The sequence below is a fragment of the Streptomyces sp. ADI96-02 genome (assembly GCF_003846185.1).
GTDB lineage: Bacteria > Actinomycetota > Actinomycetes > Streptomycetales > Streptomycetaceae > Streptomyces.
The window spans coordinates 3,016,180-3,031,435 of record NZ_ML123034.1 but is presented as its reverse complement, the minus strand read 5'-3'; the positions used below and the strand labels follow the sequence as shown (position 1 = coordinate 3,031,435).

The following is a 15,256-nucleotide window of genomic DNA, read 5'->3' as shown; positions in this document are numbered from 1 at the left end:
ATGCTGCTCGTATGTGTGCTGCCGCCGCGCCCGGCGAGATCCGCGTCGCCTCGCCCACCGGGCGGTGGGTCGTGCTGACCACCGTGCTCGGCTCCAGCATGGCGATGCTGGACTCCACCGTCATCAACGTGGCCCTGCCCCGGATCGGCAAGGACCTGGGCACCGACCTGGCGGCCCTCCAGTGGACCGTCAACGCCTACATGCTCACGCTCGCCGGGCTGATCCTGCTGGGCGGGGCGCTGGGGGACCGCTACGGCCGCCGGCGGGTCTTCGTCGTGGGCGTGGTGTGGTTCGCCGTGGCCTCCCTCCTCTGCGGGATCGCGCCGAACGCGGCCGTGCTGATCGGCGCGCGGGCCCTCCAGGGAATCGGCGGCGCGCTGCTCACTCCCGGCTCGCTGGCCCTCATCCAGGCCAGCTTCCACCCGGACGACCGGGCCCGCGCGGTGGGCCTGTGGTCCGGGCTGGGCGGCGTCGGCTCGGCCATCGGGCCGTTCCTCGGCGGCTACCTCGTGGACGGCCCCGGCTGGCGGTGGGTCTTCCTGCTCAACCTGCCGCTCGCCGCCCTCTGCGCGCCCGTCGCGCTCCGGCACGTCCCGGAGTCGAAGGATCCGGCCGCGCACGGCCGGTTCGACGTGCTGGGCGCGGCGCTCGCGGCCCTCGCCCTGGCCGGTGTGACGTACGCGCTGATCGCGGCGCCGGGCCGGGGCGCGTCGCCCGTCGTGATCGGCTCGGCCCTCGGCGGCGTGCTGCTCGGGGTGCTGTTCGTACGGGTCGAGCGGCGGCGGGCGGACCCGATGCTGCCGCCGTCGATCTTCCGCTCGCGGCTCTTCACCTCCGTGAACATCGTCACGCTCTGTGTCTACGCGGCCCTCGGCGGCTTCTTCTTCCTCTCCGCGATCCAGCTCCAGGTGGTCGCCGGATACTCGGCGCTGGGCGCGGGGGCCGCACTGCTCCCGGTGACCGTGCTGATGCTGCTCTTCTCCGCCTCCGCCGGGGACCTGGGCCGCCGGATCGGGCCGCGCATCCCGCTCACGGTCGGCCCGCTGCTGGCCGCCGCCGGGATGCTCCTGATGCTGCGGGTGGGGCCGGGGGCCTCCGTCGGCTCGTACGTCAGCGACGTGCTGCCCGCCGTCGTGGTGCTCGGCGCGGGCCTGGTGGTGGTCGTCGCCCCGCTCACCGCGACCGTGCTGGCCGCCGTGGACTCCGGGCGGGCCGGCCTCGCCAGCGGCATCAACAACGCCGCCGCCCGGGCGGCCGGGCTCATCGCGGTGGCGGCCCTGCCGCTGCTCGCCGGGATGGGCCCGGAGGTGTACCGGGACGCGGGCGCGTTCGCCGCCTCCTTCCGGCGGGCGATGCCGATGTGCGCCGGGGTCCTGGTGGCCGGTGCGGTGATCGCCTGGTGGCAGGTGCGCACCCCGACGGCCGCCCCCGACGCGGCCACCCCCGAGTGCGCGGTCCACTGCGGTGTCACCTCCCCGCCGCTGGAGCCGGAGCGCGCGCGACGCGGACCGGGGTGACGCCGCGCGGGCCCGCCACGCCAGGCACACTTGACCCATGTCCATCCACGAGAACCTGCTCGGGGGCCCCGCCCCGACCCACCTGCCCGACGACCCGGAGCCGCGCGAGCTGCTCGCCGCCGGCACCCCGCCCGCCGAGGTCGCCGCGAAGTACCCGACCTCCTCGCTCGCCTGGGCGCAGCTCGCCGACGAGGCGTTCGAGGGCGGCCGGGTCGTCGAGTCGTACGCCTACGCCCGTACCGGCTACCACCGCGGCCTCGACTCCCTGCGCCGCGCGGGCTGGAAGGGCCACGGCCCGGTCCCGTTCGAGCACGAGCCGAACCGGGGCTTCCTGCGCGCCCTGCACGCCCTGGCACGGGCGGCGCAGGCGATCGGCGAACAGGCGGAGTACGAGCGCTGCTCGACGTTCCTGCGGGACTCCTCGCCGACCGCCGCCGACATCCTGGGCTGACCCGCCCCGGCCCGGCCCGCCCCGGCACCACGGGCGGCCGGGCCGCCGAGGCCGACCCGCCGCGGCGGACGGGACGGCCTTAGGATGCGAACAGGGGACCGGAGCTCCATCACCTCACGGAAGGGGCGGACCGCTACCCGGAAGCTCGTGTCGAGGAGACAGCGATGTCGACGAACCACCCCGACCCCGAAGCCACCGGTGCGGACTCTCCGCACCTGGACTTCGCGGGAACGACTCCGTACGAGGACTACGTCCAGGCGGACGTCCTGACCCACCTCCAGCACCTCCGCTCCGACGACCCCGGCGAAATGGTCTTCCTGGTCACCACCCAGGTCATGGAGCTGTGGTTCACCGTCATCGTCCACGAGTGGGAGACGGCGACCCGGGCCCTGCGCGAGGACCGGATACCGGTCGCCCGCGACGCCCTCAAGCGCTCGCTGCGCGAGCTGGAGGCGCTGAACGACTCCTGGCGCCCGCTGGCCGGGCTCACCCCCGCCCAGTTCAACTCCTACCGGGGCGCGCTCGGCGAGGGCTCCGGGTTCCAGTCGGCGATGTACCGGCGGATGGAGTTCCTGCTCGGCGACAAGTCCGCCTCCATGCTGGTGCCGCACCGGGGCGCGCCCCGGGTGTACGCCGAGCTGGAGAAGGCGCTCGGCGAGCCGAGCCTGTACGACGAGACGCTCGCCCTGCTGGCCCGGCGCGGCTACGCCGTGCCGGAGGCCGTCCTGACCCGGGACCTGAGCCGGCGCTACGAGCCGTCGCCCGAGGTCGAGGCGGTGTGGGCCGAGATCTACTCCGCCGACGACCAGAACGAGGAACTGGTGCGCCTCGGCGAGCTGTTGACGGATGTCGGCGAGCTGGTCTGGCGCTGGCGCAACGACCACCTGGTCGCCACCCGGCGCGCGATGGGCTCCAAGACCGGCACCGGCGGCTCCGCCGGAGTGGCCTGGCTGGAGAAGCGCGCGACGAAGAACGTGTTCCCCGAGCTCTGGACGGCCCGCAGCCATGTATGAGACCTCACGTGACGCACTGCGCGAACGGGCGCTCGTCCTCGACGCCGCCGACCGACTCGCCGACAAGCGGAAGCTGTTCGCCCTGGACGAGGGCGTCTACCTCGACGGGAACTCGCTCGGCGCGCTGCCCCTGCACGTGCCCGCCCGGGTGCAGGACGTCCTCACCCGCCAGTGGGGCGAGCTGCGCATCCGCTCCTGGGACGAGAGCGGCTGGTGGACCGCGCCCGAGCGGATCGGCGACCGGATCGCCCCGCTCGTCGGGGCGGCGGCCGGGCAGATCGTCGTCTCCGACTCGACCAGCGTGAACGTCTTCAAGGCGGTCGTCGCCGCGGGCCGCCTCGCGGGCGAGGGACGCGACGAGATCCTGGTTGACGCCACGACCTTTCCCACGGACGGGTACATCGCGGCGTCCGCCGCCCGGTTGACCGGCCACCGGATCGTGCCGCTCGCGCCCGCCGACGTCCCGGCCGCGCTCGGACCCCGGACGGCCGCCGTCCTGCTCAACCACGTCGACTACCGCGCGGGCCGGCTGCACGACCTGCCCGGACTGACCGCCGCCGTCCACGCGGCGGGGGCCGTCGTCGTCTGGGACCTCTGCCACAGCGCCGGAGCGCTGCCGGTCGGACTGGACGAGCACCGGGTGGACCTGGCCGTCGGCTGCACCTACAAGTACCTGAACGGCGGCCCCGGTTCGCCCGCGTACCTGTACGTCGCCGAGCGCCACCAGGCGGCCTTCGACTCACCGCTGCCCGGCTGGAACTCGCACGCCGAACCGTTCGCGATGACGCCGGAGTACACCCCGGCGGAGGGCTCCGTGCGGGGCCGGGTCGGTACGCCGGACATCGTGTCGATGCTGGCGCTGGAGGCGGCGCTGGACGTGTGGGACGGGGTCGCGGTCGAGGACGTGCGGGCCAAGTCGCTGGCCCTGACGGACTTTTTCCTGGAGTGCGTCGAGGCGTACGCACCGGCCGGACGGGTCACCTCGCTGACCCCGGTCACGCACGCCGAACGCGGCAGCCAGGTCGCGCTGCGGTGCGCCGGCGCCGAGCCGGTGATGCGCCGGCTCATCGAGCGGGGCGTCGTGGGCGACCTGCGGCGGACCGACGTGCTGCGGTTCGGCTTCACCCCGCTGTACACCGGGTTCGCGGACGCGGAACGGGCGGCGGCCGTCCTCGCCGAGGTGCTGGCCGGCACCCCGGAGGCCTGAGGGCTGCGCCGGACGACGGCGACCGGGCGGGGGCGGTGCCGAGTGCTGGTACCGTCCCCGCAGGTCAAGCCAGTTGGGCACAGGACACAGGCATAGGACGGTTGAGCAGCATGTCGGATTCCGCCGCGCGTGATCGGGACGTAGCCGAGACCGAGTCGGCGCTCGCCCATCCGCAGGTCGCCCCCGATCGGTCCGCCTCCTACGGGGACCACCCCGACCAGGTCGTCGACTTCTACGCCCCGCGCGACGGCCGTACCGGGGCCCCGCTCGTCGTCCTGCTGCACGGCGGCGCGTGGCGGGCCCCGTACGACCGCGCGCACGTCTCGCCGCTCGCGGACTTCCTGGCCCGGCGGGGCTTCGCCGTGGCCAGCGTCGAGTACCGGCGCGGCGGCGAGATCCCGCGGCAGCGGGGCGCCGATCCCGTCGCCGGTCGCTGGCCCGAGACGTTCGACGACGTGGCCGCCGCGCTGGACGCCGTACCCGCCCTGGCCGCTCGCGAGCTGCCGCAGGCCGATGTGCGGCGGATCGTGGTCACCGGGCACTCGGCGGGCGGCCACCTCGCCCTGTGGGCGGCGGCGCGGCACGTCCTGCCGGAGGGCTCGCCGTGGCGGCTGCCCGCCCCGCCGCCGCTGCGCGGAGTCGTCGCGCTGGCCCCGATCGCCGACCTCCGGGCGGCGGCGGGCCTCGGGGTGTGCGGCGGAGCCGTCACGCAACTGCTCGGCGGGGAAGGGGAGTCGGACCAGAGGATGGCGCAGGCCGACCCGGCCGCGCTGCTGCCCACGGGGATCGCCACCGCGATCGTCCAGGGCGTCGAGGACATCGTGGTCCCGCAGGCCGTCTCCGAGGCGTACGTCGACGCGGCGGCGAAGGCCGGCGAGACGGTCGGGCTGACGCTGCTCGGCGGCGTCGGCCACTTCCCGCTGATCGATCCGGCCGCCGACGCCTGCGCGATCGTCGCGGAGGAGATCACCCAGCTCGCGTGGTGACGCGGCGCGGGGCCGGGCAGGACGCGGACGCCCTCCGTCCGCGACCGGCCGCGCGGTGGTCCCGGGGGAGGGCGGGGAGACGGCCGCAGGGGTGAGACGGCGGGCGCGTAGTACTTGAGGCGGACGGCGGCAAATCCGCTTCGGTGCTGACGACCGGCCGACGGCAGCCGCCTACCGTGGGAAACGTGACCGAGACCCAGACGAAGACCGGCGGCCCGGAGTTCCTGGCCGTCGCAGGAGCCGTGGGCGGCCTGCGCCATGACCTCTTCCGTGACCTGTTCTCCTACCGGCCGATGCCGCCCTCGAACCCGGAGGGGCGGCTGATCCGGCGGCTGCCGGCGGGGCTGCGGCGGTACGCCGTCTGGACCCCGCACGCCGCCGTGCTCTGTGCCGCGCTGATCGTGCTGGCATCGGGGCTCACCAGCTATGACTACCGCCTCCTGATGGGGCTGGTGCCGGCGATTCCGGTCGCGCTGACCCTGTTCCGGCCGATCGCCGCGTTCTGGGCCTCGCTGCCGGCGACCGTGGTCTGCGTCTTCCTGGGCGGCGGGCCCTGGGAACCGAGCCTCGTCGCGCAGATGGTCGTCCTCGTGGTCGTAGCGGCCCGGACCCGGCCGCGCACCGCCGCCTGGATGTGGTTCGTGAGCCTGCTGTTCGGGTTGCTGACGGACGCCGACCCGCAGATCACCGGAGCCATGTCCGTCTTCACGGCGCTGGCGCTCCTCACGGTGGCCGTCGTGCAGGTCCGGCGCGACGCCCGGCGCGAGGTGACCGTGCAGCGCACCGTCACCGCCGTCGAGCGCGACCGGCGCACCCTGCTGGAGGAGCGCACCACGATCGCCCGCGAGCTGCACGACGTGGTCGCGCACCACATGTCGGTCGTCGCGATCCAGGCGGAGGCCGCCCCGTACCGCGTGGAGAACCCGCCGCCCGAGCTGGAGCAGGCGTTCGTCACCATCCGGGAGAACGCCGTGTCCGCGCTGACCGAGCTGCGCCGCGTCCTCGGTGTCGTCCGCGCGGAGGACTACGAGGCCCCGAACGCCCCGCAACCCACCCTGGCCGCGCTCGACGGGCTGCTGGCCAACGTCCGCGAGACCGGCCTGGAGACCGGGAAGACCGTCACCGGCGCGGTGCGCGAACTGCCCCAGGGCGTCGAGCTGTCGGCGTACCGGATCATCCAGGAGGCCCTGAGCAACACCTTGCGGCACGCGCCGGGCTCCAGCGCGCACGTCGAACTCGGTTACGTCCTCGGCGGCCTCGGCATCCGCGTGGTCAACGGACCGCCCGCCGGTCCGGTCAAGCCGTCCCCGGGGGCCGGGCACGGGATCACCGGCATGCGGGAGCGGGTCGCGATGCTGAACGGGCAGATGACGGCGGGGCCGACCGCCGACGGCGGATACGAGACCGCCGCCTTCCTTCCCGTGCCGATGGCGGACGAACCGCGCGAGGCGTCCGTCTCCGGCCGCGCGGGCGACGGACCCGCCGTCAAGGACACCGCAGCGACGGACATCACCGTCAAAAACACCGTCGCACTGGACGCCTCGGTGGCGGACACCGCCGTACTGGGGGCCGTCGCCGAACGGGACGGGCGGCCGTGAGCGACATCCGGGTCCTGGTCGTCGACGACCAGATGATGGTCCGCGAGGGCTTCTCCGTCCTGCTCAACGCGATGCCGGGCATCGTCGTGGTGGGGGAGGCGGTGGACGGACGGCAGGCCCTCGACCAGGTGGCCGCCCTGCGGCCGGACGTCGTCCTGATGGACATCCGGATGCCGGAGATGAACGGCATCGAGGCCACCCGCGAGATCGTGGCGCGCGACGCGGACGCGAAGGTGCTGGTGCTGACGACGTTCGACCTGGACGAGTACGTCTACGAGGCGCTGCGGGCCGGAGCGTCGGGCTTCCTCCTGAAGGACGCGTCGGCGCGCCGGCTCGCGGACGGCGTACGGGTGGTGGCGGCGGGCGAGGCGCTGCTCGCACCGGCCGTCACGCGGCGGCTGATCAACGAGTTCTCCAAGCTCGCGGAAGCGCCGAGGGCGCCGGTCCTGGCCCGGGTCGGGGACCTCACCGAGCGCGAGACGGAGGTGCTGGTCCTGATCGCGCAGGGGCTCTCCAACGCGGAGATCGCCGTGCACCTGGTCGTCGCCGAGTCCACGATCAAGACGCATGTCAGCCGCATCCTGGTGAAGCTCGGCCTGCGCGACCGCACCCAGGCGGCGGTCTTCGCCTACGAGGCGCGGCTGGTCGTGCCGGGGTAGCGGACGGCCGGTCACCCCCGGGCGGCGGAGGGTGCCGACGGCGGCGGAGGCGGCGGGCGGGCGGGCCGGCGGATGCGGGGGGCTTCGGCGGGTTCGCCCGCTTCGCGGTGCTGCGGGGGCGGCGGGATGGTGCGGGCCGGGGGTCGTGGGCGGCGGGCGCGGGTAGCGTCGGGCCATGCACGTGTCCTTCGACCCCTGGTCGCCCGCGTTCGTCGCCGATCCCTACCCCGCCTACGCCGCCCTGCGCGCCGCCGGCCGGGCCCACTACTTCGAACCGACCCGGCAGTGGCTGATCCCCCACTACACCGACGTGTCCGGCCTGCTGCGCGACCGGCGCCTCGGCCGGACGTATCTGCACCGGTTCAGCCACGAGGAGTTCGGGCTCACTCCGCCGCCCGCCGCCCACGAGCCGTTCCACACCCTCAACGGGCAGGGGCTCCTGGACCTGGAGGCCCCCGACCACCCCAGGATCCGGCGGCTCGTCTCCAAGGCGTTCACTCCGCGCACGGTCGAGCGGCTGGCCCCGACCGTACGGCGGCTGGCGTGCGAGCTGGTCGACGCGTTCGTCGAGCAGGGCGGCGGCGATCTGCTCGCGGCGGTCGCCGAGCCCCTGCCGGTCGCGGTGATCGCGGAGATGCTCGGCATTCCGGAGGCGGACCGGGCCCTGCTGCGGCCCTGGTCGTCCGCGATCTGCGGGATGTTCGAGCTCAATCCCTCCGAGGAGACGGCCGAGGCCGCCGTCCGGGCCTCGATCGACTTCTCCGCCTACCTGCGCGAGCTGATCGCCGAGCGGCGCACGTCCCCCGGCGACGACCTGGTCTCGGCCCTGATCGCCGCCCACGACGACGGGGAGCGGCTGAGCGAGCAGGAGATGATCTCCACCTGCGTGCTGCTGCTCAACGCGGGCCACGAGGCGATCGTGAACACCACGGTCAACGGCTGGCGCACGCTCTTCCACCACCCCGACCGGCTGGCAGCCCTGCGCGCCGACCCCACGCTGCTGCCGACCGCGATCGAGGAGCTCCTGCGCTTCGACACCCCGTTGCAGATGTTCGAGCGCTGGGTGCTGGACGACATCGAGATCGACGGCACCGTGATTCCGCGCGGGTCGGAGGTGGCGCTGCTGTTCGGCTCGGCCAACCGGGACGCGGAGCGGTTCGCCCGCCCGGACACCCTGGACCTGTCCCGCTCGGACAACCCGCACATTACGTTCGGCGCGGGCATCCACTACTGCCTCGGCGCACCCTTGGCCCGGCTCGAACTGTCGGCTTCCTTCGACGAGTTGCTGCGCAAGGCGCCCGGCATGCGGATGACGGCCGAGCCGGAGTGGCAGCCCGGTTACGTGATCCGGGGGCTGAAGGAGCTGCGGGTGGAGCTGTAGGGGGCGGGGAGGGTCGGCCCGGGGTCAGGACCGGGAGGCCGAGCAGGAGCACCGCGGGGCGGGAGGCCCCTCGAAGCCGAAAGGCCCGCCCCACGGCGTCCTTCCGGCTTCCTCGCCCTCCCGCCCTCACGTCAGGGGATGCGAGGTCCTGCCCGACGCCTCGTCGATCTCGGCGTGCGCCTTCGTCAGCAGCTTCATCGCCAGTTCGTTGAGCGCCCGCGCCCCCGCGATCTCCTCGCCGACGCGCTGCTGGTCCGCGTCCGAGGGATGGCGGCTGGCGTAGCCGTGGGCGCGGACCTCCGTTCCGTCGGAGAGGCGTACGAGGGCTGCCGCGCGGGTGCGGTGGGCGTCCTCCTCGAAGGCGAGCTCGATGTGCCATCCGGTCGCGACTCTGGTCATGACGGTCACCTCCGGTCCGTTTGCCGACCGTCTCCTCTTCAGCGTGCGCCCGTCGCCGCGTCCGCGCTCGCCGGATCCGGCAGCATCAGCCCCCACGCGCCCGCGCGCACGGTCCAGGTCCGGGTCCGCACCGGGCCGCCGGTCTGTATGTCCGCCCGGTAGCGGAAGTCCGCGCCGGAGACGGTGACGGCCTTGGCCTCCGCCGTCACGTCGTCGCCCGCGACGGTGCGGACCACGACCTCGGCCAGGCCCCCGTCGCCCTGCGAGGCCAGCGAGACGCCCCGTACCGGGGTGTCCAGGTCGCTCAGCAGGACCCCGTCCGCCTCGACCCGCAGCCGGTACGAGCCCGGCGGCGTGGCCGGTCCGCCCGGCGCGGGGCGGACCAGGGAGGTCATCAGCGAGCGGCAGGTGTCCCAGACGGCCGTGACGCCCGTGTGCGGGGCTCCCGTGCCGGACGGCGGCGCGGGGGCGGGGATGCGCAGCCGGCCGAGGACGACGCCGTCGCTGTCGTCCACCAGCAGGTCCAGCCGCCGCACCGCCCCGTCGAGCGCCGTCCGCGCCGCCGCCACCGCGCCGCGGGGCACTCCGAGGGCGTGGGCCACCTCCAGCGCGTGCGCCGCGCCGACCGGGATCAGGGAGAGGACGCCGGCGGCCGGCTCCCGTTCGCGGTGCAGCTGGGCCACCGCGCGCAGCAGCGCGCGGTCGTCGCCGACGACGACGGGCCGGCGCGAACCCCGCCGGGACAGGGCCCGCGCGAACTCCTCCGGGCCGTCCGGAAGGCAGATCTTGGCGTGCGAACCGGCGCTCAGCACGTCCCTGGCGATGCGGACGGACTCGCCGTCGGTCCGGCGGGCGACCGGGTCGATGACCACCAGGAGCTGGTCGTCGCCGTCGCCGGGGGGCTCTGCAGCCGACACCTCGGTCCTTCCTCGGGTAGCATCTTGGTGCAAGAGCCCCTTGCGCTATTGCGCCAGGGGCTTCGTCTATTCCGGGGCACCCGGTTCGACGGCTCAGGTTCTGCCGTACATCGTCGTACGGCAGGTACGACCTTGACGTACGCCCCCTGACCTTGGACATGCCCCGCCCGGAAGGGGTGTACGCCTGTGCCCGCACTTGTGCTGCTCGGTGCTCAGTGGGGTGACGAGGGCAAGGGGAAGGCCACCGACCTCCTCGGTGGATCCGTGGACTACGTGGTGCGTTACCAAGGCGGCAACAACGCCGGTCACACGGTCGTCGTCGGCGACCAGAAGTACGCACTGCATCTCCTGCCCTCCGGAATCCTGTCGCCGGGCTGCACCCCGGTCATCGGGAACGGTGTCGTGGTCGACCCGGCGGTCCTGCTCGCCGAGCTGAGCGGTCTGAACGAGCGAGGCGTCGACACGTCCAAGCTTCTGATCAGCGGCAACGCTCATTTGATCACTCCGTACAACGTCACCATCGACAAGGTGAGCGAGCGCTTCCTCGGTAAGCGCAAGATCGGCACGACGGGCCGCGGCATCGGCCCGACGTACGCCGACAAGATCAACCGTGTGGGCATCCGCGTCCAGGACCTCTACGACGAGTCGATCCTGGAGCAGAAGGTCGAGGCGGCCTTGGAGCAGAAGAACCAGCTCCTCGCCAAGGTCTTCAACCGGCGGGCGATCGAGGCCGGCCGGATCGTGGAGGAAATGCTCCAGTACGCGGAGCAGATCAAGCCGTTCGTCGCCGACACGACGCTGATCCTCAACGACGCCATCGACGAGGGCAAGGTCGTCCTCTTCGAGGGCGGCCAGGGCACGCTGCTGGACGTCGACCACGGCACGTACCCCTTCGTCACCTCGTCGAACCCGACCGCCGGCGGAGCCTGCACCGGCGCGGGCGTCGGCCCGACGAAGATCAGCCGGGTGATCGGCATCCTCAAGGCCTACACGACGCGCGTCGGCGCGGGTCCGTTCCCCACCGAGCTGCACGACGAGGACGGCGAGGCGCTGCGGCGCATCGGCGGCGAGCGCGGTGTCACCACCGGCCGCGACCGCCGCTGCGGCTGGTTCGACGCCCCGATCGCGCGGTACGCGACCCGGGTCAACGGCCTGACCGACTTCTTCCTCACCAAGCTCGACGTCCTCACCGGCTGGGAGCGCATCCCGGTCTGCGTGGCGTACGAGATCGACGGCAGGCGCGTCGAGGAACTTCCGTACAACCAGACCGACTTCCACCACGCGAAGCCGATCTACGAGATGCTGCCCGGCTGGTCCGAGGACATCACCAAGGCCAAGACCTTCGGCGACCTGCCGAAGAACGCCCAGGCGTACGTGAAGGCCCTGGAGGAGATGTCGGGCGCACCGATCTCCGCGATCGGCGTCGGTCCGGGCCGGACCGAGACGATCGAGATCAACTCGTTCCTGTAGGGACGCGCGCAGCACTTCGCCCCGCCGACCAGACGGTCGCCGGGGCGAAGTGCTGCGTGGGTCCGTGCGCCCCCGGCTAACGGGCGGTCGCGCCCGGCGGTGGGTTCATCGCCTGCTCCCACTCCCTGTCCGGGATCTTCGAGCGCAGGTACTCCAGGGACTCCTCGATGAGCCGCCGGGCGCGGCGCAGGTCCGCGCCGACGAGGGTGCCGCGGTGCTTGAGGACACGTCCGTCGACCATCACGGTGTCGACGTCTCCGCGTCCGGCCTGGAAGACGACCTGCCCGACCGGGTTGCTGGTGGGGGTCATCGCCGGGGTGTCGGTGCGCAGCATCACGAGGTCCGCGCGCTTGCCCGGGGTGATGGAGCCGATGAGGCGGTCCAGGCCGAGGGCCCGTGCGCCGCCCATGGTGGCGTACTCCAGCACGTCGTGGGCGCGCAGGGCGTTGTTCTCCACCGCTTTGCCGGCTTCGTGGGCCCGCAGGTGGGCCAGTCCCCGGTCGGCGTTGAGGGTGGCGCGCATCATCGAGAACATGTCGCCGCTCCACCATGCCACCGTGTCGAGCGACAGCGAGACGGGGATGCCGAACCGGCGTGCCTTCGCGGTGGGCGGGTATCCCTGCCCGCCGTTGAGTTCGCTCTCCGCCGCGATGGAGATCTGGGCGCCGCTGTCGGCGATGATCCGGTAGGCGTCGTCGGTCAGCGCTGCGGCGTGGACGAGGGTGTACGACGGTGAGAGCGAGCCGGTCCCGGCGAGGAACTCGATCTGCGCATCGCCGGTGAACCCGAAGACGCCCGCGTGGGTGGTGACCGGCAGGTCGCGGTCGCGGGCGAATTCCAGGGCCTTGCGGGCGTCGTCCGTGGGGCTGTTGACGTCCATCGCCAGTTGCATGGTGACGAGTTGGTCCCGGCGGCCGGTGAACCGGTTCTTGAGCATCCGGTCGACGCGCCCGTCGACCACCCAGCCGAAGTCGGGGGCCAGGCCGTTGCCGTAGGCGAACCGGGCACGTCCGGGCACGGCGGTCAGAGCGTCCACGGCGGCGTCGGCGTGCTCCGGGGTGAGCATCGCGTAGGACCAGTCCGTGACGGTGGTGACGCCGTCGTTGACGGCGTCGACCATGCCCATGTAGTCGGCCGCGTAGATGTCCTCGGGCCGCATGAGGGGACCCCACTTCTGGACCATCCACTGGAAGTAGTTGCCCAGGGTCCAGTCCGCCCCGACACCGCGCAGCGCGGTTTCGGACAGGTGGCGGTGGGTGTCGACGAAGCCGGGCAGCAGCAGGGCCCCGGCGGCGTCGATGACGGTGGCGTGCGCCGGTGCGCGCAGCTGCTTGCCGACCGACTCGATGGTGGCGCCGCGGACCAGGACGTCGGTGTCGGGCAGCACGCCTCGGCGGGGGTCCATGGTGATCACGGTCGCCCGGCGGAAGAGGACGGGGCGGTCGGGCGAGAAGGTCTTCGGTCCTGTCGTCGGGGTTGCCGCCGCCGATGGGGATGGTGACGCCGCCATGGCCGGGGACGCCACCGCGGTGGCGCCGATCGCGGCGACGCCGGCGATCACGCTCCGGCGGCCGGCTCCGGAACCCGGCTCGGCCGCACCTGCTGATCTGATCATGGCGTTCTCCCTACCGGCACTTCTGGTGATCGAAAAGGGAAAGCCAGGTGGTTGACATCAGTGGGGTCCTCGCTCTCGGTTCTTTCCCGATGCCGCGGCGGTTGCGGTCCGTGCGGCTTCGCGGCGACCACGCTAGAGGGCGAGGAGGTAGTTGAAGAACGTGCAAAAGGACGACATGGAAGGGAAGTTGGGCGTAGGCCGCAGGGCCTAAGGCGTGGTGCTCACGACGCGCCGCAGCCTCGGCGGGATCGGCCGACGGCCCGCGCGGGGATCCACCCGGTCGAGGAGCCTCGGGCCGACTCCCCGCGAGGTCAGGGCTGTTGGGGGCCACGGGTGAGCGGATCGGGTGATCGTCGGGAGGCGGTGGAGTCCGAACGGGCCCGGTAACCGATGTTGGTCTAGACCTTGACAGGTTCAGACCATTATCGCTTGAGTGGCGGGCACCCCCTGGCGGCGCGCGGCCGGACGTCGCGCCGCACCTAAGGAGTGTTCACGTGATCCGTCGCGTCATCAGTCTCCTGGCCGCCCTCGGCGCGGTCGTCGCCCTGCTCGTCGTCCTCCCCGCCGCCACCGCGCAGGCCGCCGCCTGCGCCACGCCCTGGAACTCCTCCGCCGTCTACACCAACGGCGGTTCCGTCTCGTACAACGGCCGCAACTGGACCGCCAAGTGGTGGACCCAGAACGAGAGGCCGGGCAGCTCCGACGTATGGGCCGACAAGGGCGCCTGCGGTGGCGGCGGCACGGACCCGGGGCAGAACGGCTTCGTCGTCAGCGAGGCGCAGTTCAACCAGATGTTCCCGAACCGGAACCCCTTCTACACCTACAGCGGTCTGACCGCCGCCCTCAGCGCCTACCCGGCCTTCGCCAACACGGGCGGCGACGAGGTCAAGAAGCGCGAGGCCGCGGCGTTCCTCGCCAACGTCAGCCACGAGACCGGCGGGCTGGTGTACATCAAGGAAGTCAACGAGGCCAACTACCCGCACTACTGCGACTCCAGCCGGCCCTACGGCTGCCCGGCGGGCCAGGCCGCCTACTACGGGCGCGGTCCCATCCAGCTCAGCTGGAACTTCAACTACAAGGCCGCCGGGGACGCGCTGGGCATCGACCTGCTGGGCAACCCCTACCTGGTGGAGCAGAACGCCTCCGTCGCCTGGAAGACCGGCCTGTGGTACTGGAACACGCAGAACGGCCCCGGCACCATGACGGCCCACAACGCCATCGTCAACGGCGCCGGCTTCGGTGAGACGATCCGCTCGATCAACGGCGCGCTGGAGTGCAACGGAGGCAACCCGGCCCAGGTCCAGAGCCGGATCAACAAGTTCACGCAGTTCACCCAGATCCTCGGCACCACCACCGGCTCGAACCTGAGCTGCTGACCCACCGGCCCGCGAGGGCCGCTCGAAGCCCCACCCGTACGGGGGGTGCGTCCCGGTTCCGCCGGACGCGCCCCCCGTTTCGGCGTGCCCGGCCGCCCGCGACGGACCGTGCCGCGCCCCTCGGCCTCGGCCTCGGCCGGAAGGCGCGGGAGAGGTTAGGGAAAATCACCGGTGCGGTACACCGTCCGGACGCGAGACCGTGTGACTGGGACCAGACTCACAGAAATGCCCCGTGAGGGCGCGGAAAGGTTTGCACATGAAGTCACGGACTCGCGGATTCATCGGTGTGGCATCCGCGGCTACGGCCGCCATGGTGATCATTCCCATATCGGGGGCCGGTGCGGCCCAGTTCCCCGAGGAGAACCGTGAACTCATGCAGATCGACATCCAGAACCAGACGGACGAAAAGCTGCGTCTGGATTTCGGACGTTCCGCGGCGAAGGAAAAGGGCGGCGCTGACTCCCGGGTCATGAACGGTGTCCCGCAGATCCCTGACGCGGGGTTCGAGGTCGACGGAAACGGCGGAACGTCGGAATCCTACGGAATAGATTACGTGGGAACCTGGGCGACAAAAGGCACGTCGGACATGAAGACGGAGTTCACGTACCGGAACTTCTTCAATGTTCAGGCGTCGTCCGTGGAGTCGAGCGGACGCTCCCAGGCGGTT

The 15,256-nt window shown here is 72.5% G+C and carries 15 protein-coding genes; 12 read left to right on the top strand and 3 right to left on the bottom strand.

Annotation, left to right across the window (positions count from 1 at the left end; genetic code table 11):
- Positions 1–11: 11 nt before the first annotated feature.
- From EES43_RS13135 to EES43_RS13100, 8 genes are all read left to right on the top strand, one after another.
- A complete protein-coding gene (locus tag EES43_RS13135; protein WP_124268897.1) occupies positions 12–1,517 on the top strand; it encodes an MFS transporter in 1,506 nt (501 codons plus the stop codon).
- A 37-nt stretch (positions 1,518–1,554) separates the two neighbouring features.
- A complete protein-coding gene (locus tag EES43_RS13130; RefSeq protein ID WP_124268896.1) occupies positions 1,555–1,968 on the top strand; it encodes a DUF3151 domain-containing protein in 414 nt (137 codons plus the stop codon).
- 164 nt (positions 1,969–2,132) lie between these two features.
- Positions 2,133–2,981, top strand: coding sequence for a tryptophan 2,3-dioxygenase family protein (locus EES43_RS13125; RefSeq protein ID WP_124268895.1), 849 nt, complete (start codon positions 2,133–2,135; stop codon positions 2,979–2,981).
- On the top strand, positions 2,974–4,188 hold the full coding sequence (kynU, locus tag EES43_RS13120; RefSeq protein WP_124268894.1) for a kynureninase: 1,215 nt from the start codon (positions 2,974–2,976) through the stop codon (positions 4,186–4,188). Before EES43_RS13125 ends, kynU begins: the two co-directional genes overlap by 8 nt.
- 110 nt (positions 4,189–4,298) lie before the next feature.
- On the top strand, positions 4,299–5,174 hold the full coding sequence (locus EES43_RS13115) for an alpha/beta hydrolase family protein (RefSeq protein ID WP_124268893.1): 876 nt from the start codon (positions 4,299–4,301) through the stop codon (positions 5,172–5,174).
- A 185-nt stretch (positions 5,175–5,359) separates the two neighbouring features.
- Positions 5,360–6,772, top strand: a complete 1,413-nt coding sequence (locus EES43_RS13110; protein WP_124268892.1) for a sensor histidine kinase — start codon at positions 5,360–5,362, stop codon at positions 6,770–6,772.
- The gene (locus EES43_RS13105; protein ID WP_124268891.1) at positions 6,769–7,431 is read left to right on the top strand and encodes a response regulator; all 663 of its coding nucleotides are present in this window, start codon (positions 6,769–6,771) and stop codon (positions 7,429–7,431) included. The genes EES43_RS13110 and EES43_RS13105 overlap by 4 nt, the downstream gene beginning before the upstream one ends.
- Before the next feature lie 175 nt (positions 7,432–7,606).
- Positions 7,607–8,812, top strand: coding sequence for a cytochrome P450 (locus EES43_RS13100; protein WP_124268890.1), 1,206 nt, complete (start codon positions 7,607–7,609; stop codon positions 8,810–8,812).
- Positions 8,813–8,938: 126 nt separating this feature from the next.
- Here the strand turns inward: EES43_RS13100 and EES43_RS13095 are convergent, their stop codons facing one another.
- Complete coding sequence (locus tag EES43_RS13095; protein ID WP_124268889.1) at positions 8,939–9,211, bottom strand: DUF1876 domain-containing protein; 273 nt, start codon at positions 9,209–9,211, stop codon at positions 8,939–8,941.
- 38 nt (positions 9,212–9,249) lie between these two features.
- Positions 9,250–10,128, bottom strand: a complete 879-nt coding sequence (locus EES43_RS13090; protein ID WP_124268888.1) for a diacylglycerol kinase family protein — start codon at positions 10,126–10,128, stop codon at positions 9,250–9,252.
- 186 nt (positions 10,129–10,314) lie between these two features.
- On the opposite strand from EES43_RS13090, the gene EES43_RS13085 reads away from it, so the two are divergent.
- Positions 10,315–11,598, top strand: coding sequence for an adenylosuccinate synthase (locus EES43_RS13085; protein WP_124268887.1), 1,284 nt, complete (start codon positions 10,315–10,317; stop codon positions 11,596–11,598).
- A gap of 76 nt (positions 11,599–11,674) precedes the next feature.
- Here EES43_RS13085 and EES43_RS13080 read toward each other — a convergent pair whose 3' ends face one another.
- On the bottom strand, positions 11,675–13,003 hold the full coding sequence (locus tag EES43_RS13080; RefSeq protein WP_164493167.1) for an amidohydrolase family protein: 1,329 nt from the start codon (positions 13,001–13,003) through the stop codon (positions 11,675–11,677).
- Here EES43_RS13080 and EES43_RS30635 point away from each other — a divergent pair.
- From EES43_RS30635 to EES43_RS30630, 3 genes are all read left to right on the top strand, one after another.
- On the top strand, positions 13,002–13,268 hold the full coding sequence (locus tag EES43_RS30635; protein ID WP_164493166.1) for a hypothetical protein: 267 nt from the start codon (positions 13,002–13,004) through the stop codon (positions 13,266–13,268). The genes EES43_RS13080 and EES43_RS30635 overlap by 2 nt on opposite strands.
- Positions 13,269–13,707: 439 nt before the next feature.
- The gene (locus tag EES43_RS13075) at positions 13,708–14,589 is read left to right on the top strand and encodes a glycoside hydrolase family 19 protein (protein ID WP_124268885.1); all 882 of its coding nucleotides are present in this window, start codon (positions 13,708–13,710) and stop codon (positions 14,587–14,589) included.
- A 256-nt stretch (positions 14,590–14,845) separates the two neighbouring features.
- The coding region (locus EES43_RS30630; protein WP_164493165.1) for a hypothetical protein at positions 14,846–15,256 on the top strand (411 nt) is incomplete at its 3' end.

What these genes read in the sequence shown, in the direction of transcription:
- EES43_RS13135 (WP_124268897.1), top strand. Translation starts at nt 12, where the DNA reads ATGTGTGCTGCCGCCGCGCCCGGCGAGATCCGCGTCGCCTCGCCCACC.
- EES43_RS13130 (WP_124268896.1), top strand. Translation starts at nt 1,555, where the DNA reads ATGTCCATCCACGAGAACCTGCTCGGGGGCCCCGCCCCGACCCACCTG.
- EES43_RS13125 (WP_124268895.1), top strand. Translation starts at nt 2,133, where the DNA reads ATGTCGACGAACCACCCCGACCCCGAAGCCACCGGTGCGGACTCTCCG.
- kynU (WP_124268894.1), top strand. Translation starts at nt 2,974, where the DNA reads ATGTATGAGACCTCACGTGACGCACTGCGCGAACGGGCGCTCGTCCTC.
- EES43_RS13115 (WP_124268893.1), top strand. Translation starts at nt 4,299, where the DNA reads ATGTCGGATTCCGCCGCGCGTGATCGGGACGTAGCCGAGACCGAGTCG.
- EES43_RS13100 (WP_124268890.1), top strand. Translation starts at nt 7,607, where the DNA reads ATGCACGTGTCCTTCGACCCCTGGTCGCCCGCGTTCGTCGCCGATCCC.
- EES43_RS13095 (WP_124268889.1), bottom strand. Translation starts at nt 9,211, where the DNA reads ATGACCAGAGTCGCGACCGGATGGCACATCGAGCTCGCCTTCGAGGAG.
- EES43_RS30635 (WP_164493166.1), top strand. Translation starts at nt 13,002, where the DNA reads ATGGTGATCACGGTCGCCCGGCGGAAGAGGACGGGGCGGTCGGGCGAG.
- EES43_RS13080 (WP_164493167.1), bottom strand. Translation starts at nt 13,003, where the DNA reads ATGGACCCCCGCCGAGGCGTGCTGCCCGACACCGACGTCCTGGTCCGC.